The 21,432-nt window shown below is 36.5% G+C and carries 19 protein-coding genes and 1 other annotated feature; of the genes, 7 read left to right on the forward strand and 12 right to left on the reverse strand.

Annotated features, from left to right (window positions below; all coding sequences use genetic code 11):
• Window positions 1–5 precede the first annotated feature (5 nt).
• Entirely contained in the window at window positions 6–485 is a 480-nt protein-coding gene (locus MKY88_RS18015) for a GAF domain-containing protein (RefSeq protein ID WP_069482341.1), read from the forward strand.
• 82 nt (window positions 486–567) lie between these two features.
• Here MKY88_RS18015 and MKY88_RS18020 read toward each other — a convergent pair whose 3' ends face one another.
• Window positions 568–2,451 (reverse strand): sensor domain-containing diguanylate cyclase, encoded by a 1,884-nt coding sequence (locus tag MKY88_RS18020; RefSeq protein WP_069482342.1) that lies wholly within the window; start codon window positions 2,449–2,451, stop codon window positions 568–570.
• A gap of 471 nt (window positions 2,452–2,922) precedes the next feature.
• Between MKY88_RS18020 and rpsD the strand changes: the two genes are divergently transcribed.
• Entirely contained in the window at window positions 2,923–3,525 is a 603-nt protein-coding gene (gene rpsD / locus MKY88_RS18025; RefSeq protein WP_008176787.1) for a 30S ribosomal protein S4, read from the forward strand.
• A gap of 306 nt (window positions 3,526–3,831) precedes the next feature.
• On the opposite strand, the gene MKY88_RS18030 is transcribed toward rpsD, so the two are convergent.
• From MKY88_RS18030 to MKY88_RS18040, 3 genes are all read right to left on the reverse strand, one after another.
• A complete protein-coding gene (locus tag MKY88_RS18030) occupies window positions 3,832–4,083 on the reverse strand; it encodes a hypothetical protein (RefSeq protein WP_340814353.1) in 252 nt (83 codons plus the stop codon).
• Window positions 4,076–4,330 carry a YolD-like family protein gene (locus tag MKY88_RS18035; RefSeq protein WP_340814846.1) on the reverse strand — a complete coding sequence of 85 codons (255 nt, stop codon included), beginning with the start codon at window positions 4,328–4,330 and terminating at the stop codon, window positions 4,076–4,078. Before MKY88_RS18035 ends, MKY88_RS18030 begins: the two co-directional genes overlap by 8 nt.
• A 144-nt stretch (window positions 4,331–4,474) precedes the next feature.
• The gene (locus tag MKY88_RS18040; protein WP_089985673.1) at window positions 4,475–5,059 is read right to left on the reverse strand and encodes a DUF4352 domain-containing protein; all 585 of its coding nucleotides are present in this window, start codon (window positions 5,057–5,059) and stop codon (window positions 4,475–4,477) included.
• Between the two features lie 352 nt (window positions 5,060–5,411).
• Here MKY88_RS18040 and MKY88_RS18045 point away from each other — a divergent pair, with 352 nt between their 5' ends.
• Entirely contained in the window at window positions 5,412–5,720 is a 309-nt protein-coding gene (locus MKY88_RS18045) for a hypothetical protein (protein ID WP_340814355.1), read from the forward strand.
• 287 nt (window positions 5,721–6,007) lie between these two features.
• Here MKY88_RS18045 and MKY88_RS18050 read toward each other — a convergent pair whose 3' ends face one another.
• The 4 genes from MKY88_RS18050 to MKY88_RS18065 all read right to left on the reverse strand — a co-directional run bounded on the left by MKY88_RS18050 (window position 6,008) and on the right by MKY88_RS18065 (window position 9,698).
• Entirely contained in the window at window positions 6,008–6,193 is a 186-nt protein-coding gene (locus MKY88_RS18050) for a hypothetical protein (protein ID WP_069482347.1), read from the reverse strand.
• Between the two features lie 84 nt (window positions 6,194–6,277).
• Entirely contained in the window at window positions 6,278–7,132 is an 855-nt protein-coding gene (locus tag MKY88_RS18055; RefSeq protein ID WP_069482348.1) for a malate synthase, read from the reverse strand.
• Window positions 7,133–7,852: 720 nt separating this feature from the next.
• Window positions 7,853–9,058, reverse strand: coding sequence for an MFS transporter (locus tag MKY88_RS18060; protein WP_340814357.1), 1,206 nt, complete (start codon window positions 9,056–9,058; stop codon window positions 7,853–7,855).
• A gap of 91 nt (window positions 9,059–9,149) precedes the next feature.
• On the reverse strand, window positions 9,150–9,698 hold the full coding sequence (locus tag MKY88_RS18065; RefSeq protein WP_008176776.1) for a MarR family winged helix-turn-helix transcriptional regulator: 549 nt from the start codon (window positions 9,696–9,698) through the stop codon (window positions 9,150–9,152).
• Window positions 9,699–10,243: 545 nt separating this feature from the next.
• Here MKY88_RS18065 and MKY88_RS18070 point away from each other — a divergent pair.
• Together MKY88_RS18070 and MKY88_RS18075 are read left to right on the forward strand one after the other, a co-directional pair.
• Window positions 10,244–11,449 carry an iron-containing alcohol dehydrogenase gene (locus MKY88_RS18070; RefSeq protein ID WP_069482351.1) on the forward strand — a complete coding sequence of 402 codons (1,206 nt, stop codon included), beginning with the start codon at window positions 10,244–10,246 and terminating at the stop codon, window positions 11,447–11,449.
• A 144-nt stretch (window positions 11,450–11,593) separates the two neighbouring features.
• Window positions 11,594–12,400: a cobalamin-binding protein gene (locus tag MKY88_RS18075; RefSeq protein ID WP_328203771.1), complete on the forward strand. Its 807-nt coding sequence runs from the start codon at window positions 11,594–11,596 to the stop codon at window positions 12,398–12,400.
• A 50-nt stretch (window positions 12,401–12,450) separates the two neighbouring features.
• Here MKY88_RS18075 and tyrS read toward each other — a convergent pair whose 3' ends face one another.
• Window positions 12,451–13,719: a tyrosine--tRNA ligase gene (gene tyrS / locus MKY88_RS18080; protein WP_340814359.1), complete on the reverse strand. Its 1,269-nt coding sequence runs from the start codon at window positions 13,717–13,719 to the stop codon at window positions 12,451–12,453.
• Window positions 13,720–13,804: 85 nt separating this feature from the next.
• Window positions 13,805–14,013 (reverse strand) — a binding site (T-box leader).
• 102 nt (window positions 14,014–14,115) lie between these two features.
• Here tyrS and MKY88_RS18085 point away from each other — a divergent pair.
• Together MKY88_RS18085 and MKY88_RS18090 are read left to right on the forward strand one after the other, a co-directional pair.
• Entirely contained in the window at window positions 14,116–17,190 is a 3,075-nt protein-coding gene (locus MKY88_RS18085) for a transglycosylase domain-containing protein (RefSeq protein WP_340814360.1), read from the forward strand.
• Between the two features lie 111 nt (window positions 17,191–17,301).
• Window positions 17,302–18,183 (forward strand): NAD-dependent epimerase/dehydratase family protein, encoded by an 882-nt coding sequence (locus MKY88_RS18090; protein ID WP_340814362.1) that lies wholly within the window; start codon window positions 17,302–17,304, stop codon window positions 18,181–18,183.
• A 52-nt stretch (window positions 18,184–18,235) separates the two neighbouring features.
• On the opposite strand, the gene MKY88_RS18095 is transcribed toward MKY88_RS18090, so the two are convergent.
• From MKY88_RS18095 to argJ, 3 genes are all read right to left on the reverse strand, one after another.
• Entirely contained in the window at window positions 18,236–19,366 is a 1,131-nt protein-coding gene (locus MKY88_RS18095; protein WP_069482356.1) for an acetylornithine transaminase, read from the reverse strand.
• A gap of 73 nt (window positions 19,367–19,439) precedes the next feature.
• Entirely contained in the window at window positions 19,440–20,225 is a 786-nt protein-coding gene (argB, locus tag MKY88_RS18100; protein WP_340814364.1) for an acetylglutamate kinase, read from the reverse strand.
• Entirely contained in the window at window positions 20,188–21,420 is a 1,233-nt protein-coding gene (argJ, locus tag MKY88_RS18105; protein WP_340814365.1) for a bifunctional glutamate N-acetyltransferase/amino-acid acetyltransferase ArgJ, read from the reverse strand. Before argJ ends, argB begins: the two co-directional genes overlap by 38 nt.
• Window positions 21,421–21,432: the final 12 nt, after the last annotated feature.

The raw sequence follows: 21,432 nt of genomic DNA on the forward strand, positions 1-21,432 counted from the left end.
CTTATATGTTTACACAAATTAATTATGAAGGATCTATTGCTGACCAATATCTTACACTATCTAAGCAATTAGACGCACTACTAACGGGTGAAACGGATCAGATTGCAAATTTAAGCAATGCTTCTGCCATTCTAAATCAATTTTTAACAAATATTAACTGGGTCGGCTTCTATCTTTTACAAGAAGATGAGCTTGTACTTGGTCCATTTCAAGGTCTGCCTGCCTGTGTTAGAATTCCGATTGGCCGTGGAGTTTGCGGAACAGCAGTGGCAACAAAAGAAACGATTGTTGTCAAAGATGTTCACGATTTCCCTGGACATATCGCTTGCGATGCAGCTTCCCAATCTGAAATTGTCATACCATTAATGAAGCAAGGCGAGATTATTGGTGTACTTGATATCGATAGTCCTACAGTGAATCGCTTCTCTAAGGATGATCAAGATGGTTTAGAACAATTTGTTCAAACATTACTGCTTCATTTATAAGGTGCTAAAAAATTGCCCTGAAATGCATGGTCATTTCAGGGCAATTTATTTTATAGTACCATTTACATTAACTTCATCCATCTTATTGGTTTGTTTGAAAAGAACCATCATGGATGCAAAAACGATTTTTACCACTATTTTTTGCTTCATATAGAGCAGTATCGGCATGTAAGAAAACAGATTGGAATGCAGGTCGGTCTTGATCATTCCATGTAATGAGACCTGCTGAAATCGTTACTTGAGGGTCCGTGGCACTTGGAATTACTTCAACGATGGCTGCTGCTAATTCTAAAGCTTCTTTTTCACTTATATTAGGTACATATACAGACATCTCTTCGCCGCCCCATCTTGCACAAATCCCTCGACTACCTATTGTTTCCCTCAACTGAACGGCAATCTGCATAAGAATTTTATCACCTACTTGGTGACCATACGTGTCATTAATACGTTTAAAATTATCAATATCAATAAGTAAAAACATACCTGATTGATCATATTCAAGCGACTTTTCTACAAAATGATCTAGGTAACTACGTGCATACAGTTTCGTTAAATGATCCAAATCGACCATTTCCTGAAGCTGTGTTCGTAAAATAGAGTTTGCAATTGCTAAAGATGAGTGGTGGATTAAAGACTGCATTAATTTAAAGCTATCAAACGAAAAGAAATACGGCTCTTTATGTAATACAATACTAAAGCCATTGATCTTTTCTTCCATTAGAATGGGGATGGCCATTATGGAACGATAATCAATTTGTTTAGAGGTTAATCGACTAAAATCAGCTATAAACAGCGGATCGTTAGTTTGAGTAAAATGTTGTTCAACATGCTTAATATATGTTTGACCCTCTTCAGAACTAAATAACGAAGTACTTGCCCCCGTTACTTCAAAGGTGTCATCTTTTTTAAATGCGAAGCAAACTTCCATTGGTTGAAAAGATTTTAGTAACTGCTTTTGTAGGAAAAGTAACATTTCATGAATGTCAATCCTCATATTTAAACGATGTGATGTTTCATTGATAAGTTGTAAGTCACTGACGAGGCGATGCGACTGATGATATAACTTTGCATTTTCTAGTGCATTCCCTGACGCCTGTGCAAGCATCCGTACAAAATCTTTTTCAGTCGTTGAAAAAAGGTAAGTAGTTGGAGCACTTACTTGTAAAATGCCATAAATTGCCTGCCTTCCTTTAATAGGTGCATTTAATAATCGGCAATTTAAATCACTCGCAAGTTCTGTTGTTAACTCTCCTGATACAAAAGCCTCAATAGTTGTAGGTCTTTCGGATAAATAATCAAAAAGCTTAATATCGATGGTCGTGTGTCGGTCTTGATCATTCGATAATATAAGCTCAACATTAAATTCAGGGAAGTTATCCCTTATATTTTTTAATACATTTTCTAAAATTAAATCAATATCCATTGTTGAATGAAATAAATCAGTCATGTTATATAGTTTTCTATATTGGTCTTCATTTATTTTTACATCTAAATTATCTCTCATCATTTGAAGAACTTGAGAAAGTATTTCTATACATTTTTCGCCGTAATCTGAGGTCATAAAGTCTGTCCAAGACTCTGTTGCCTCCACAAGTAATACACCAATGGGATTATTGCCCTCTGCTTGGAAAAGCACCATATCTGTCATCATTGAATAGGCCTGTCTTGCCTTTAATATATAAGGAATTTTCACTACTTTTTGTTGATAAAAACTAGCTTCGATCATCAGCCATGACACAGCATTTAGCTTTGTTTCAATTGTTAATGAAGCCATCTCCTCAATAGGTATTAAAGAATTACCTTCAAAACTAAGAAAAGCTGCATTATCAATTTCCAAGTGTTTCTTAAGACACTGTTTTAATGAATAAAAATACCCATTAAAACTAGCTTGTTCTTCATTAGAACTCACCCAAAAGCTCAAAACATCAGATTTTATATATTTTAGCGTTTGTAAATGGTCTGTCATGAAATCACCTTTTCTATATAACGTCCAAATCAATTACTATTAACTTATAATATATTATACATAATTTGTGTCATTTTGACTATGTAAATTCTCCCTTACTTTTACATTTTAGATTTTACAGCGTATCTTTAACTATTTCTGACACATTAGGAATGTACAGAGAGGAATTTTCTACTATACGCCTATTATAAAATTTTAAATACTAATAATTGACGTACATGTCCTAAGCAGTTACAATGGAGGTTGTGTAAAATAAACGCAGCAGTGGTATAAGCTTATATTGTATTTTATTCCTCTATTTTCTTCTGTACAACTACTTAGATAGTCAACTATTTTAAAAATAGATGGTGTATTGCGTAACCTAACGGCTGCATAGGCGAAAATACATGAAAATAAAATGCGTGTAAGAATGGGTACTACTGGTTTTTGTTTTACAACAAAAAAACCAAATTTAAAGGAGGAGACAACAATATGTCTCGTTATACAGGTCCATCTTGGAAATTATCACGTCGCCTTGGTATCTCACTAAGCGGTACAGGTAAAGAAATCGAAAAACGCCCTTACGCACCAGGTCAACACGGTCCAAACCAACGTAAAAAATTATCAGAATACGGTTTACAACTTCAAGAGAAGCAAAAACTTCGTCACATGTACGGCATGAACGAACGTCAATTCCGTACATTGTTTAACCGCGCTGGTAAAATGAAAGGTGTACACGGTGAAAACTTCATGATCCTTCTTGAAACTCGCCTTGACAACTTAGTTTACCGTTTAGGTTTAGCTCGTACTCGTCGTGGAGCTCGTCAATTAGTTAACCACGGTCACATCTTAGTAGATGGCAAACGCGTTGATATCCCATCATTCAGTGTTAAACCAGGTCAAACGATTTCTCTTCGTGAAAAATCTCAAAACCTTGCTGTTGTAGGTGAAGCAATCGAAGTAAACAACTTCGTACCTGACTACTTAACATTTGACGCTGACAAAAAAGAAGGTACATTCACTCGCCTTCCAGAGCGTTCTGAGTTATCAGCTGAAATCAACGAATCATTCATCGTAGAGTACTACTCTCGTTAATTTTTTAACGGTAGAATTCTTCGGATTCTTAAACCCCGTAACCTTGGTATACCAAGTGTTTGCGGGGTTTTTGTTTTGTATTTCACTTTCGATAATTAGCGTTTTTTACTGGGGGTTTGGGGGTGCTAATGGGGGAGCGTTTTTTGCTTACTTAGTTTTTAAAAAACAAACAACGGACAGGTGTACTTTATTTTTATTTAACGCCCTAGGTATTTCGACTATTCAAAGTTAAGCATAATAATAACTAATAATTACTTTAAGCTTTTTACAATATGGCTTATTTGTTCTGTATTTTAAATAAGAGAATCATTTAATCTTACAATGTTTATTAACATATACTCTTTTATTTATTTCTTTATCATTACTTCTCTCGATAAATGATCCTTCTGCCCAATCAGCACGAATATATTCATTCCATTCCTTATAACTAATTAGGGGCACAAAGACTTTTTTAATTTTAAATTGTTCGACTTTCTGATAATCCATCTGTAGTGACTTTACTGCTAGTTCTATTAATAAGTATTTGTGTAAAAGCTGGCGTTGCTCTGGATTAATCATCAGCGTCTACCAATGACGCCTTTTGGATCATATCAAAGTTAATACGCTTAATTGATAAATCTGTTTCTAATAGTAATTGCTTTTTATAAACATCGATGCCAGTTATTAACCCTACCTGGCCTAGAAGTTTATTCTGGTCCCATAGCATTAATTTAACTAATTTTTGCAATTTAAACGCTCGCTGTATGGTTTGTTCTATTTCCTCTAACTCCCACTCAGTTAGGTCACGTTTTTTATCATATTTGATTAACCATCATAGATACTGCATTATGCATCGCACGCATCGGTTGACTTAAACGATCTTCAATCTGAATTGCTGTTTGGATGGTTGCCATGTCATCACATCCTTTTTTTGGCATAATAAAAAGCCACTCAAAGGTGGCTTTATTAATTAATTTAATTTTATAATTCCTGTTTCTGTACCCCAAAAACCTGTTTGTACTTGTAAGTCTAGACCTGTTAATCCAGTTGGAACTTCGAATAGTACGTTACCTGTAAGTGCTAATCCAGGATTAATTCCTTCAAAAGTAAAATATTTATCATCTGCTACGATAATAGTTGATGGTGAATATGATGCTCCATTAGCAGCTTTTAATTTAAAGAAACTCGAATCTGTTTGAATCATTTCTGTTCCACTATTTTTTACAGTCACATTTACATTCAAAAATACTGCACCTTCTGCATCAGGTTTATATTTCATGTATCCATTAGCAGCACTAATCTCATTAACTTCGTTTATTGAATTAACTTTAAAAATAACTTTTCCAACTGATAATTCTTCACCTATACTAACCTTTTTGTCCTTCCCAGCATCTGGTTTATCATTTTTTGAATCAGTGTTAGTTGATGCTGTAACTGGTTCTTTCTCTTTATCTGTTGTTTCTTTATTATCATCGCCAACAAACATCCCGATAATTATTAACAAGATAAATAAAGCAATAAAACCACCGCAACCTATTTTTAAAAATTTTTTCATTAAAATATCCCTCCTTATACACAAATATACATGGATAATCGAGGTAAATCTATTACTTTTTTCATATTTCTACATTTTTCATCACTCTTTTCATTGAAAAAACACCCTCAAATGAGAGTGCTTAATAGTTGTCTTTTTTCGATTTGCTTTATTAATAACTGGTTCATTCGCTTAAGATTTGGCTGATTGCTTTTAGAAAAGAAACCAAAATTTTTAAGATTCAATAACTGAGGTCGCTCATTTTTTCTACTGACTCCTGCCACCAATACCCTATGTTATTACACCCTTATTGAAGGATTACAAACCTTCAATATTTCGACTATTTCATCGTGTGTTTAAAGTTGCAGTTAATGTGGCTGTTGATGCGGAATTAATCCCTCGTAATCGTTTTACTAAAGTAGTTATTAACGACGAAGAACGAGAAGAACCTAATGTACTGAATATCCAGCAGCTTAATCGATTACTTGAAATTGCAGAATTAGCTGAACCTTTAACCTCTTATGCCATTAGAGTGTGGAGTTCTGGAATTCTATTAGAAGATGGTGAACAACTTAAAGAAAGTGGTTATGTATTTATTTTTTTTCACATACTAAAGAGCCGTATGCAGATAACTGTCTATTTTATGCATTCAAACGTTTATCAGAAAAGATGGGTATTTTAGTTTTTATTTTAGGGGATTTTTAAGGAGGAGGACAGAAGTATAATTATCTTCTTATTTATCCTCGAATACTTCAGCCTTTATATTATAACTACGCATTCTTACTTCAACAAAATTGTTTACTACTACAAGTATAAGTGAATAAAGGGTAAATCTGGTTGCAGTCCAGTCGCTTATCGATAAAAGAAAAACCAGAATGGATTTCTCCATTCCGGTTAAAGTCATACTTTCAGGGTTCACTATAAAATAAATGGCTTGATTACAAATTTATCTTTCCAACTATTTTTTAATTATAATCGCTCTAAATCTTGGTATTCTTTCATATAAGGCCCATCCTCTGCAACAAATGAATGGTACAAAGCCTTTACAGCAAAATTTTTCTCTAAACCCATTTCAGATTTTAGCTTTTTTAATTCATCATGCAACGCTCGATGTTCATTGATAAGCTTTAGCATAATTGATTTATTATATTTCATTACATCCATCCTTTTGTTTAAGTACAACTTTAAAATAGTTAAATTTTGTTTCTTGGTACTGCATTTAATCGATTGTTTTTCCTTCTAAATACGCATTAATGCACCATTAGGTTTTGGTAATTCTTGAGCTGATATCTGATTCATTTTACAAAAATGTTGAAAAAATTGTTGTGCCTGCTCTCGTTCATTTGGGTCACTTTTCAATGACATAATATCAAGTAAAATTTGAGCCATCCATAAATTTTCAAAATAACGGTATTTACCTGTATTCCATGTCATTTTTTCAGGAGATTTTTCATTTAAATAATATTTCCAGAAAAGTAACTGATCCGATTCTTGTTCTGTAAGTTGAATTCTGTATATTGAATGAGCAGGAATATATCCATCTTCACAAATTTTACCAACAAAATCTTCTTTCACCATATAGACACCTAAGATACGTCTGTCTTTTTCAAGCTTGCTGGAATCTACTGCTGTTAATAACACAGCGCTATTTGGATGCAAGCGGCTCGGCTTGTTTGGTTTTCCTTTGTTATTTCCACTTTTTAATACTCCCGAAAAAACTTTCCATTCTGAAAAAGAAGTATTCTGTTCTTCTGTATCACACCAAAAAACCATTTGTGATGAGGGATGAAGTTTATGGTTTTTCATAAGTTTTTCGTGTTCTAAGCGAAGTGCCAGTTTTTTTCGTTGGAGATTTTTTTCCTCTTCCTTCTTCAATTCCTCCTCTTTTCGTTCATTTTCCTTTTTTTGTATAATCTCTTCAAGTGACTTAGCATCACTTTTATCATGTAGCTTCAGATGCGTTCCAAATACATCAGGGAAAACAAACTTTTTATTTTCAGATGCGAAATGTATTTCAATACTAGAATCATTATGTTTAACGATACTACCTACGCCAAAACGCTTGTGCGTAACTTTCTTATTGATTAGATTCATTATTCTAGTCCTCCTTATGGAATAAAAACTCGGTTACTATTAGATAATAAATTAATAATTATTCAACTAACTTCCTTAAAAGCTCACATAACTGTTTTGATTTTTTCTTTAGCTTAAAAAAGATATTAAAAAAGTATCCAAATTCAATCTGTAAAAAAGGACATCGGATTTCGGAAATACGATTTCAAAAAATAATTATAAGACTATTATAACATTTTTTGAAAATTTCACAAATTTATTATTGACAATACATTTTATCATAAGGTAAAATTATAAATTATTCTCTGAATCACTTTAAAATAAAGGCCTCCAACAAGTCCCGAAACTTCTGAAAAATGCCCCTATCTTGTGATCAGCACCTCCCTGTAAAAGAAAACGAATTGTCTAAGGAAATGATTCCACAATTATGTACCATATAAAAAGACCCCAATTTTGCAAAAGGCTATTGCAAAAATTAGGGTTAGAATTTGTTTAAACCAAGCTTATCACATTTCTCAAAATTAGATAGCCGCTCATTTACTTGTTGTCGGTCTGTTTACACTACTGTAAATTTCTATTTGTAAATATCATTCCCCCTATACTCTCCTACGTGTTTACATCCATTTTTGAGACTGATCTGTCTGTGGATCTTCCCATTTGTAAATGTTTATAAGTTAACCTCGATTTATACATCATGGTTTCAGGTATTTTTTCACCCTTTAATCATAATGATCCTAATTCCTATGAACAATAATTCGAACCTACGTTTTTTCCACTTTTAATCATTAGCGCAGAAACTAAGCCAATACTAAGTGTTGCAGCAAGAAGAAGGAAGGCTACAGTAAAGCTACCAGTTTGGATTAAATAAACAGATATGAATGGTGCAACACTTGTTCCAGCAAATAAAATGACTGTATACATAGAGACTGCAATCCCTCCCATATTCCAGCCTAACTGACTAACAAGTGTTACTAATGAAGGAACCGCCAGTGCAATCCCACCGACAAATAAAATACTAATGATCGTTAAACCAGCTATAGTTGAAACAAAGCTCATCACGGTTAGTGAGATAATCGAAAGACATAAGGCCATTTTTAATACAAATAGCACATTAAAACGCTTCGCTAGTTTACCAGCAAATGGTGACATCACCATTCCTACTATCCCAAAGGCACGAATATAAATGAGGTTCTGACCTTTCATACTGAAGGAATCACTCGTTAAATATGCACCTAAAATAATGTACATACTGACAAATGACATTAATAATACAAACGCAATGATATAACTAAATATCAAATTTCTATTAGAAAAAATTATACCGATTCTCTTCAGAGGAGCCCATATATTTTTAGATTCGTTCTGAAGTACTCCCTTCGGTAAGATCCACACAACCAACAAAGCAGTTATCAGATACACCGCAGCAAGCACATAAAATATGACGTGCCAATGACTATGGTCACTTACATATCCACTAAACACCTGCCCAACTATACCTGCTACAAGAAATCCCGTACTGATAAAACCAATTGCCCCAACCTTTCGATCATTAGGAAAAATCTCAAGAGTATAAGCAAGTGCTACTGGTGAAAATGTTGCTGCCGCAAGCCCTTGTAATCCTCTCAATAAAAGAATAAAAGAAAAATCATTAACTAAACCTAGAAGTAACGTGATCATGCTTAATGAAAAAAGCCCGAATACAATGACATTTTTACGACCATATTTTTCTGATATCGCACCATAGAAAAAACAACCTAGTGCAAAACCAAGTGAAAAAACACTTGATGTAAAGCCTGCTTTAGCCAATGAGATATTAAAATAATCACTGAATAAACTAATCAGAGGTATTGTTAAATAGAGACTCGACATCACTACCATACCTGTCCAGGATAAAATAGTTGTCATTAAAGCATAATTTGCGCGATTACCTGAAATTACAATATTCATTAAATAATTCACCCTTTTTAGTTTGATTGACTTATAGTTAGATAATCTAATTAAACGATTGAAAATTAAACTGTACCAACATAGCTACAGTTTAACGCTCCACATTTAGTTTTCTTTGTATTGATGTTAATAATTTACTCACTAGCTTCTCAAATACTTTTCGTTCATCAGGCTCCAAATCAATTAAATTAGAAGCACACGACGACCAATATGTCGGTAAAACTTCAGCTATAAAAGTACGACCTTCATCCGTTAAACTTACATAGATCTTCCTCCGATCTTCCTTACTATGATTTCGTACAACAAGATTTCTTTTTTCTAACCAATCAAGCATTGACGTTGCAGATGCTCTCGTAATTCCCAGTCGTTTGGCTAAAGCAGACGGAGTCGCACGTCTCTCTCCATGTAATGTCAGTAATAGCAATAAGTCTAATTTACTTTCTGTAATACCAAAAGGAGCTAACTCATTGTCTGTTACATCTAAAACATAATCACTTAACCATAACAACATTAAACCCAATTTCGCATCTTCATGATTTGTTTCATTTGATGAAGACATCTGAATCAGTTCCACATACGGCTCTATCCCTAAGGCTGGTAAATCATCTTCATTCATGTACGTTTTTTTAAGTTTTGTCATTGAATCACCTTTTAATTAGATTATCTAACTATCAACCATTCTAACTATAAATTTAATTGAAGGCAAGCACTTTTATTCCCATAAATTTCTTTAAAATAGCAGCTAGTTTTTTAGCACAAACACAATGCCTCAATTATTATAATCAACGATCATGATCCCCTCTCATTTTGTGACAATTTTATGTACTTTAAAATAGTAATTACATAGTTTCAAAATAACATATTCACTACCTTAATATTAAAAAATAAATATCAGTTATTTACTATTCAAAGACCACTTCAAATAGAACCATTTCCCAAAAAATATATTTTATTTTTATAGTAAAACATTTTCCAAACCTTATTATAATCAATATTCTTATACAATACTTATTTTTAAAGAACCTTTTAACAAGCTAACTTTTTTGTAAAATAATAACAAGGGTAAAACGAACAATTTTAATAAAAATACGAGTTGAACTTTAACAAAAAATAGAATACGATGAATTCCGAAAGGTGGTTCACCATCATTCAAGCAATAATAATTTTTAAAAAGGGGTTGGAAGTATGTCAGACGTTCTAAAGCAATTTGTTATGCCGAAAACAAACTTATTTGGACCTGGAGCAATTCAAGAAGTTGGTAAACACTTAAATGATTTAGAAGTGAAAAAGACATTAATCGTAACAGATGAGGGCTTACACAAATTAGGTCTCTCTGAACAAATTGCAAACATCATTACAGCTGCTGGAATTGATGTAGCAATTTTCCCTAAAGCAGAACCAAATCCAACAGATCAAAATATTGAAGATGGTATTGCAGCTTACCACGCTGAAGGCTGTGATTCAATCGTTTCTCTTGGAGGAGGGAGCGCTCATGATGCAGCAAAAGGTATTGGACTTATTGCTTCGAATGGTGGACGCATTCACGACTATGAAGGCGTTGATAAATCACAAAATCCACTTGTGCCATTAATTGCTATTAATACAACGGCTGGTACTGCTAGTGAAATGACTCGTTTCACCATTATTACAGATACAGCACGTAAAGTGAAAATGGCCATTGTTGATAAACATGTGACTCCATTACTTTCGATTAACGATCCAGAACTGATGATTGGTTTACCTCCTGCTCTAACAGCAGCTACTGGTGTTGATGCATTGACACATGCTATTGAATCATTTGTTTCGACAAATGCAACACCAATTACGGATGCTTGTGCTGAGAAGGTACTTCAACTAGTTCCCGAATTCCTACCACGTGCCTATGCAAATGGAGCTGATTTAGAAGCACGTGAACAAATGGTATATGCACAATTTTTAGCAGGTATGGCCTTTAATAATGCTTCACTTGGCTATGTCCATGCAATTGCTCATCAGTTAGGTGGCTACTATAACCTTCCTCATGGCGTATGTAATGCTATTTTATTGCCACATGTTTGCCGCTACAACGTAACAGCACGTACTGAGCGTTTTGCTCGAATTGCTGAATTATTAGGTGAAAATGTGGAAGGATTAAGTAAGCGTGATGCTGCTGAAAAAGCTATTTCAGCGATTGAAAAGCTATCAAAAGATTTAAATATTCCTAGCGGCTTCCGCGAATTAGGTGCAAAAGATGAGGATATTGAAATTTTAGCAAAAAATGCGATGTTAGATGTATGCGCTGAGACAAATCCTCGTAAGGCAACACTAGAGGATATTAAACAAATTATTACAAATGCAATGGGCCCTATCGTGAAAAAAGAGGAATCACTGGAAGCTGTTGCTCTTTCATAATTAATAAAAAAACAAAAGGTGGAGATAAACAAAGCGTTTTCTCCACCTTTTTTTCTATGCACAAAGATGAAAAAAGAGGTACACACATTGTATAGAATGCAAACTCTCGCTATACTTTTCTTAAAAAGAATAGGAGATAACAATATGCGTTTAATCTCGATATGTCCAAGTAATACGGAGCTTGTAGCTTATTTAGGATTGACAGACCAGCTTGTTGGAGTGGATAATTTCTCTGATTGGCCATCAAGCGTTAAAGATTTGCCACAGCTTGGACCAGATTTATCTATTAATATGAACGATTTAGAGGATTTACAGCCTGATCTTGTTCTTGCTTCTTTAAGTGTGCCTGGAATGGAGAAAAACATCGAGGAATTGCAAAGAAGAAATATCCCACATATTGTTTTTAATGCTAACTCGTTAGAGGAAATTGCTCAAGATCTCCTTTTACTAGGGAGAGCTTGTCATGTAGAAGAACGTGCTAAAATAATAGCGGAAGAATATTTGCAATCGATTGACAAAATGCGTACGGTTGCAAACTCCCTCATGAAGAAACCAACCCTTTATTGGGAATGGTGGCCAAACCCAATTTTTACACCAGGAAAAATAAATTGGCTAACAGAAATTAGTGCTATTGCAGGTGGAGTCAATTTATTTCAGGATGTTGAACTAGCCAGTGTTCAAACAGATTGGGCAGATGTTGTTAAACGAAAGCCAGACTACATCATGATGGCTTGGGTAGGTGTAGCTTTTGAGCGGATACAACCAACCAACTTATTAAAGCGCCCCCATGCTAGTGAGCTACATGCCGTGAAAATGGAACAGCTCCATGTGATGGAGGAATGGCTTTATTGTCGCCCTTCTCCTCGTCTTATTGAAGGGGCTATAAAGCTAGCTAAAATATTGCACCCTCAACAATATGAAAAGATAGAATTGCCAAGTTTTTTATTATAAAAAAACAACATCCCCCGACAAAAAAGGGGGATGTTGTTTAATCATAACAATTACACAAACTTCACCATATGATATTTTTTCTTACCGCGACGAACAATGCTAAAGGCATCCTCTAGACGATCCTTTGCATTGAATACATATTCTAAATCCGTCACTTTTTCTCCATTGACACTAATTGCACCGTTTGAAACGTCTTCACGCGCCTGACGTTTCGATGATGAGATGCCAGCTTCCACTAGAAGGTCAATAATATTTTTATCTTCCTTAGCCATTTCAATAGAAGGAACATCTTTAAAGGCATCCTTCATTTCTTCAGCAGAAAGTGCTTTTAAATCGCCTGAAAATAAAGCTGCCGTAATACGGATAGCTTGCTCTAACGCTTCTTGACCATGAATTAATCGTGTCATTTCCTCAGCAAGTGCTTTTTGAGCCTTACGTAAATGTGGCTCTTCCTCTACAGAAACAGCTAATGCTTCAATCTCTTCACGAGTAAGGAATGTGAATATTTTCAAGTATTTGATCACATCTGCATCAGCAGCATTGATCCAGAATTGGTAGAACTCATATGGAGATGTTTTCTTACCATCTAACCAAACAGCACCACCAGCTGTTTTACCAAATTTCGTACCATCAGCTTTCGTTACTAATGGAATCGTAATGCCAAAGGCTTTAGTTTCTTCTTCATGAGTTTTACGAATAACCTCTAAACCTGTTGTAATATTACCCCATTGGTCAGAACCGCCTACTTGAATACGACAATTGTAGTGGTTGTATAAATGATTGTAATCAATCCCTTGAATTAATGTATAAGCAAACTCTGTGAAAGATATCCCCGTATCAAGTCGAGAAGCAATTGTATCTTTTGCCAACATGTAGTTAACATTAATTAATTTCCCGTAATCACGTAAAAATTCAATCGTATTTATATTGCCGATCCAGTCACGATTGTTCACAAGCTGAGCACCATTACCATCTTCAGCAAAGTCAAAAATACGTTCTAGTTGACCGCGGATACCTTGAACATTTTTATCGATTTGCTCCACAGTTTGTAATTGACGCTCTTCTGAACGACCTGAAGGATCTCCGATCATGCCTGTAGCTCCACCTACAAGTAAAATTGGACGGTGACCAGCTTTTTGGAAGCGACGTAATGTTAAAAGCGGGACAATATGCCCGATATGCATAGAATCTGCTGTTGGATCAACACCACAGTATAAAGAGACGGATTGATCTTCTAATAGTTTTGCCATACCATCAGCGTCGGTTTGTTGATATAGCAGCCCACGCCATTCTAAATCTTGTAATAATTCGTTTGTCATGATGATTCCTCCTATTGATTGAAATTCGCTACGTGCATGGACAAATTCATGAGATAAAAAAAATCCCTACACGCAAACAATTGCATGCAGGGACGTTAAATTGTAAATTAACGCGGTACCACCCGGCTTGAAGATGTCATCCACCTTCCACTTCATTCAACCGCCTTTATCGCAGGCGCGCACGTCTAAGCTCCAAGCACGTAATTCATCTCTACATTATGACCAGTTTTCACCAACCACTGGCTCTCTAAACAGGGAATATAGAAACTACTCCAAACTCTTCATCACTAGAAAACTATAACCATTATTCTATACGAATCTATTTCAAAGTCAATAACTATGTTCGAGCTAAAACAATATGTGCTATAATAAACAAGATTTTAGGAGGTCGATACATTGAAAGATTGGATTGAAAAAATCAATGCAAAGATCGATACATTAATTGAACAAAAATGGATGAAGAAATTACGTATTTCAGGTAGCGTTACCTGGAACTTATTTTTACTATTTTTAGTCTTTGCATTGGTTGGCACTGTATTTGTCGGTTCAGTAGGAGCTGGTTATTTCGCTTCTCTTGTAAAAGAAGAGCCCTTACGCTCAAAAGAAGAATTGCGAGATCAAATTTTTAGCTATGAAGAAACAAGTGAGATTTATTTTGCCAACGATATTTATATCGGAAAATTACGGACAGATTTAGATCGCCGTGAAACTTCACTTAAAAATGTTGCACCAGATGTTCTTAATGCTGTACTAGCAACAGAAGATGAATATTTCCGTGAACATAACGGAATCGTACCAAAAGCGGTTATACGAGGCTTATTACAAGATGTTACGAATTCTGCTACACAGACAGGTGGCTCTACCCTTACGCAACAACTTATAAAAAACCAAGTATTAACCAATGAAGTTTCCTATGAACGTAAAGCAAAAGAAATTTTACTTGCTATGCGTTTAGAGCATTTTATGACAAAGGAAGAAATATTAGAGGCTTATTTAAATATTATTCCATACGGTCGTAACTCTTCAGGGCGCAATATTGCAGGTGTAGAAACAGCCGCGGAAGGGATCTTTGGTGTGAAAGCTAAAGATTTATCACTAGCGCAAGCAGCTTACATAGCTGGTATTCCTCAGGCGCCATTTGCTTACACACCTTTTACAAATACGGGTGAACTGAAAAGTGAGGAAGCGTTAAAACCAGGTATTGATCGGATGAAAACAGTTCTTTATCGTATGAAAGAAGCTGGTTATATTGACGATGCCCAATATAAAGAAACACTTAACTATGATATCGCTGCTGACTTCCGTGGTCCAGAAATGCGAGCGGAGGATCGTTATCCATGGCTTACATATGAGCTTGAGAGTCGCGCAAAAGATATTATTGCAGAAAAACTCGCAGAAGATGACGGTGTTGACCCAGAGCGATTAAAAACAGAAAAGAAATTAAAAGATAAATATAAAATCTTAGCAGATCGTGATGTTCGCTCAAAAGGTTATCGTATTTATTCAACCATTAACAAAGATATGTATGATGCCATGCAAAAAGCTGCTAAGGACTTCCAATATTATGGCCACACGTATACTGGTAAAGGGAAAGACCCTGTAACTGGTGAGGAAGTTGATATCGAAATGCCCGTACAAGTGGGTAGTATTTTAATGGAAAATACGACGGGTCGAATTTTAAGTTTTGTAGGTGGTCGAGACTTTAATACAACTCAAGTTAACCATGCAACACAAGCTTATCGTTCAAATGGTTCTACGATGAAACCATTACTTGTATACGCACCAGCTATTGAGTATGGCGTAATTGGTGCAGGTAGCCCGCTCGTTGACGTAAAATTCTCAATTGGTTCATGGAGCCCAAGTAACTATATTACTAGTGATGAGCGAGGACTTATTCCCGCGCGTGAAGCTTTAGCAGACTCTCAAAACATATCAGCGTTACGTTTATATAATGATATTATTAACAAACGACCTGCTGATCTATTAGTAAAAATGGGGTTCACAAAATTACACCCCGATGATTTCACTAACCTAGCAACTGGTATCGGTGCTTTAAGTGAGGGGACTACTGTAGAAGAGAATACGAATGCCTTTGCTACTTTTGCAAATGGTGGTCAATTCGTTGATGCTTATATGATTGATCGAATTGAAGATCAAGAAGGAAATATTATTTACAAACATGAAGTAGAGCCCGTTCAAGTATTCAGTCCAGAAACGTCCTATATTGTGACGGATATGCTACGTGACGTGTTAACAAAAGGAACAGGAACTCTTGCACGTAACACATTAAAATTCTCTTCAGATTTTGCTGCAAAAACAGGGACTTCTCAAGAGTATAAAGATGTTTGGTTAGTTGGCTATAATCCAAATGTATCTCTAGGTGTTTGGATGGGTTACGACCAACCTCGTACATTGTACGCATTTAATAATACGTACCAACAGCCAAGCGTTCGTGTCAATAAACTATGGGGTACTTTAATGAATTCCGTTTACGATGTGGCTCCTGAGTTTATTGATCCACCAACAAGCTTTAAGGCACCTAAAAATGTGGTGACCGCTTCGTTCTGTGGTATTTCTGGGATGGCACCTTCTGCAGCCTGTGCAGACGCAGGTTTAGTCCGTTCAGACTTATTTAATGCGAAAGTATTTTTACCTACACAACCAGATGATAGTTTAGCTGCTTCAAGTGTTGTAACGATTAAAGGAAAAACTTATAATGCATTACCAAGTACACCAGCAGAATTTATTAAATCAGGTGGCGCAGGTATTAATCAAGCGTTCATTAAACGCATGTTAGGCCGTCTTGGCGGTAATCCAGCAAGTTTATTACCAAAGAATTCAACTTTATCAAATTCATCTGTTTCAGCAGTTGATTTCCCTGCAGATGGAAGTGCACCTGCAGCGGTAACGGCATCCGTAAATGGCTCAACTTTATCTTGGACGGAGTCATCAAACGATGTAGTTGGTTATCGAATTTATAATGTTACAAATGGTGGCAACACATTAGTAACGTCCGTTCTTGAATCTACACAAAGTATTACGGTTGCTAGTGGACAAGCCTATGTTGTAGTGGCTGTAGATATTACAGGCTTAGCATCACCACATTCTAATGTAGCCTCTACTGGTGGTAGTGATGATGAACCTGACCCAGAGGATAACGGTCAAGAGACAATTCCACCGACAACACCGCCTACAAATGGTAATGGGTCTGGTAATAATGGGAACGGTTCAAACAATGGAAATGGATCAGGAAACGGCAATGGATCTGGTGGCAACGGCAACGGCTCCAACAACGGCAATGGGTCTGGTGGCAATGGTAACGGCTCTAACAACGGCAATGGTTCCGGTGGTAACGGCAACGGCTCCAACAATGGCAATGGATCTGGTGGTAACGAATCAGGCCAACCGGAAGATGGCTCAAACGGCGGAGACAACAGCAATACTACTCCCCCAGAAACATCAAGCCGATAATCAATTTTGTTTCAATGTCAAACAGACTTACTACAATTCACTTTTGATTTGTAGTAAGTCTGATTTTTTGTCATTATTAAGAAGACTACTATTTTGAAGGAGAGGGAAAATATGAACATATTAGTTTTAGGTGGCACACGTTTTTTTGGAAAAAAATTAGTGGAACTTTGCATTATGAATGGACATGATGTAACGATTTTAACACGCGGTCAAAGCGGCAATCCTTTTGGAACAGCTGTCAAACAATTAATAGTTGATCGGGATGACCATGACGCATTAGAAAATGCTCTCGCCCATACAACGTGGGATATTGTTTATGATAATATTTGCTACTCTCCTAACGAAGCACATACCATTTGTGAGCTTTTAAAAGGGAAAACGAAAAAACTTGTCTTTACGTCTACTCTTTCAACCTATGAAGTAGATGGCAAGATGAAAAAGGAAGAAGATTTCGATCCTTACCATTATCAAATTCTTATGGGGGATCGAGATGAATTTTCCTATGGAGAAGGAAAACGACAGGCTGAGGCTGTGTTGTTTAAAGAAGCTTCATTCCCAGTTGTTGCCGTACGTTTCCCAATTGTTATGGGCGAACATGATTACACACGTCGCTTGCATTTTCATGTTGAACGTATTTTACATGATCAGCCAATCTCATTACCAAATATCGATGCACAGATGAGCTATATTACAGATGAGGAAGCTGCTGAATTTTTATATTTTGCAGGCGTTACTCCTATAGAAGGACCGTACAATGCTACTGCTTCTGGTGCCATTTCATTGAAAGAACTTCTTGCATTGATTGAGAAAGAGAGTGGAAAGCGCGCAAAAATTTCGCTTGTTGGTGGCGATGAAGAATCACAATCACCATATGGTGTACCTGCTGATTGGTATATGACGAATGCGAAAGCAGAGAAAGCAGGGTTTACATTTAGTCAACTTCATGATTGGTTACCAAAACTAGTTAAAACATTAGTAAAACAACTTCAATAAAAAAGAAAGACAAAGAGTCTGCTAAATAAGCAGCAGATTCTTTGTCTGTAGATTAATATAATATAGTCTTTAAAATAGCTACTGCTTCGTCAATCTCTTCCTTCGTTACAGTTAATGGTGGCAATAAACGAATAACATTTGGACCTGCCCCCACTAACAAGAGACCCTTCTCCTCTGCAGCTGTGATATAAGCCGCTACTTCTGTTTCGCCACAGCTAATTCCCAGCATTAAGCCCTGACCCTGAATAATGTAGTTAGAAGGTAAATGCGCTTTTAGTTGTGCTACAAAATACGCTGACTGATCTTGTACTTGCTGTAAGAATGCTGGCTCAAAAACATGACTCAAGACGGCTTGAGCTACATTCATCGCAAGAGGGTTGCCACCAAATGTAGTGCCATGTGTACCTGGACTAAAGGTTGAATAAAGCTCGGCAGTTCCTAGCATTGCCCCTACTGGGAAGCCACCACCTAGGCCTTTCGCTAATGTCACAATATGTGGCTTTAACACAGTTTGTTCAAAGGCATAGCGTGTTCCTGTTCTTCCAATTCCTGTCTGGACTTCATCGATAATGAGTAATATCCCCTTGTCATCACATGCTTTCGCAATCGCATTAGCGAATTCTAGCGATACACAATTAACGCCACCTTCTCCTTGAATCATCTCCAGCATAACGGCTGCTACAGAGTCATCAATAGTAGCTTCTAGGGCGGCAGCGTCATTGAATGGCAAAATCGTAAATTTTTCAACGAGTGGTCCAAAGCCGTTATGTATTTTGCCTTGACCTGTTGCAGACATTGCTCCGAATGTGCGACCATGAAATGATTTTTCGAAAGTAATAATGTGATTTTTCCCTGTATGTTTACGCGCTAACTTAATGGCCGCTTCATTTGCCTCCGCTCCACTATTACAGAAAAAAGCATGTGCAAAATGCGTATGAGCGATTAATTTTTCAGCCACTGTTTCCTGACCAGGGATATCAAAAAGGTTCGATATATGCCACAGCTTTTCACTTTGCTCTTGCAGTGCCTGCACGATGGCTGGATGAGCATGCCCCAGACTTGCTACTGCAATACCACTAGTAAAATCTAAATATTGTTTTCCTGTAGAATCCTCTACGACGGTGCCCTGCCCTTTGACGATTTGCGCACGACGTTTACCGTAGTTCCCGAATAAAGCACTCATGTTATCATCTCCGCTATTATTTGAAATGGTCTTCTTTCAACATCTATACTTTTAATAAGCTCTTATTAGAACATTAGGTAGCATGAAGTTTATCGGAAGTGACAATTGTAGTGCCAATCAATGTCTCTCCGACAATTTGCACGGAAGGTATACCTGCACGTAAACAATCGATAGCTCCTTGTACTTTCGGAATCATCCCCCCATATAGATGCCCTTGTTCTATCCATTGGTCAATAAGAGAAGGTGTTGCCATTGTTTGATATTCATCACAGACTCGAATACCACTTACATCTGTAACGAGTAATAAACTATCTGCCCCTAAGGCTAATGCCATTTCACTTGCGACTGTATCACCGTTAATGTTTAAAGCCTGACCTGCTTCACTTGCTCCAACACAAGCAATAACAGGTACAATTCCCACTGACAATAAAGTTTCAAGTAAGGCTGTATGGATGGCTTTTACTGCTCCTACAAAACCATAAACATCTTTATCTAAATAATCTGCCACCATTAATTGACCATCAAAACCGTTTAGCCCAATGGCTTTAACGCCGGCACTTGTTAATTCATGAACTAAAGTAGGGTTAACCTGCCCAATCAAAGTTGATTGGACAACATTCATAGCTATCTCATTTGTCACACGTATACCATTTAATGTATGCGATTCTATGCCTCGAGCAGCTAATTCACGATTAATAGCTGGGCCACCGCCATGAGTAATAATAAGCTCCACACCGCTATCTTGAAGCTTTTTAAAATTATTAAAAAAATCTTTATTTAAGCCCTCTAGTGTACTACCTCCGAGCTTGATCACCATTCGTTTACGAGCGGTATGATGCGTTGATTTGGACGTAGTCATACGTTAAGTCACATCCCCAAGCATGCCCCTTACCTTCACCCATACCAAGGGACACATATATTTTCACTTCATGCATTTTTAAAATTTGTATTAATTCATCCTCTGAGAAAGGAATTGGCTCACCGTTTTCTACCATTGTAGCGCCTCCAATTTGAATCGTAATTTTATCCGGATCTACATTCGCACCACTATACCCTACTGCTGCAATAATTCGTCCCCAGTTCGCATCACAGCCAAAAACAGCAGTCTTTACAAGTGGTGAACCTACGACGGTCTTCGCAATTTTTCGTGCCTCTTCATCTGAAACTGCGCCAACAACTTCTACTTCAATAAGCTTGGTTGCCCCTTCTCCATCCTTGGCAATCATTTTTGCTAAATCTTCGGCTACTGTTTTCAATGTGTAATAGAAATTTAACCAATCTGGATGCTTAGGTGTTAACGGCTTATTTCCGGCGAAACCGTTCGCCAATACAACAACTGTGTCGTTTGTAGATGTATCCCCGTCGACTGTAATGGCATTAAACGTGAGATTGGTAATATCGGATAATGCACTTTGTAATACATCAGATTCTATTTGGGCATCTGTCGTAATAAAGCCCAACATTGTTGCCATATTTGGTTCAATCATGCCTGAACCCTTCGCAACACCAGCGATAATGACTTCCTTGCCATCTATCGTAGTACTATAGCTTGTGTTTTTCATAACTGTATCTGTCGTTAAAATCGCCTGTGCAAAGTCAATAGCACTTTCTAATTTGTCCTTCGGTTCTAGCTGTTGAATACCGTTTATTACTGGCTCCAACTTCATCATTTCGCCAATGACACCCGTTGAACAAACTCCCACCAATTCAGGTGCAATCCCTAATTTTTTAGCCGCTTGCGCCTGCATTGTTTGGGCATCCTTCACCCCTTGCTTCCCTGTACAAGCATTAGCATTACCCGAATTCACGATTATCGCCTGCATTTTTTTTGTTGTGTAAACAACTTCCTTTGTTACTTTTAATGGGGCTGCCTGCACAGCATTTGTTGTAAAAACACCAGCAACACTAGCTGGTACCTCACTTAATAAAATCGCTAAATCTTTCTTCTTATGTTTTAAACCACAATGTAACCCAGCTGCCTTAAAGCCTTTTGGTGAAACAATATTTTTACTTGATAATTTTTTCATTACATTTATTGATGTAGTAACTGTCATCCATAATTCCTC

Origin of the sequence: Lysinibacillus sp. FSL R7-0073, assembly GCF_038009065.1 — a bacterium.
GTDB lineage: Bacteria > Bacillota > Bacilli > Bacillales_A > Planococcaceae > Lysinibacillus > Lysinibacillus fusiformis.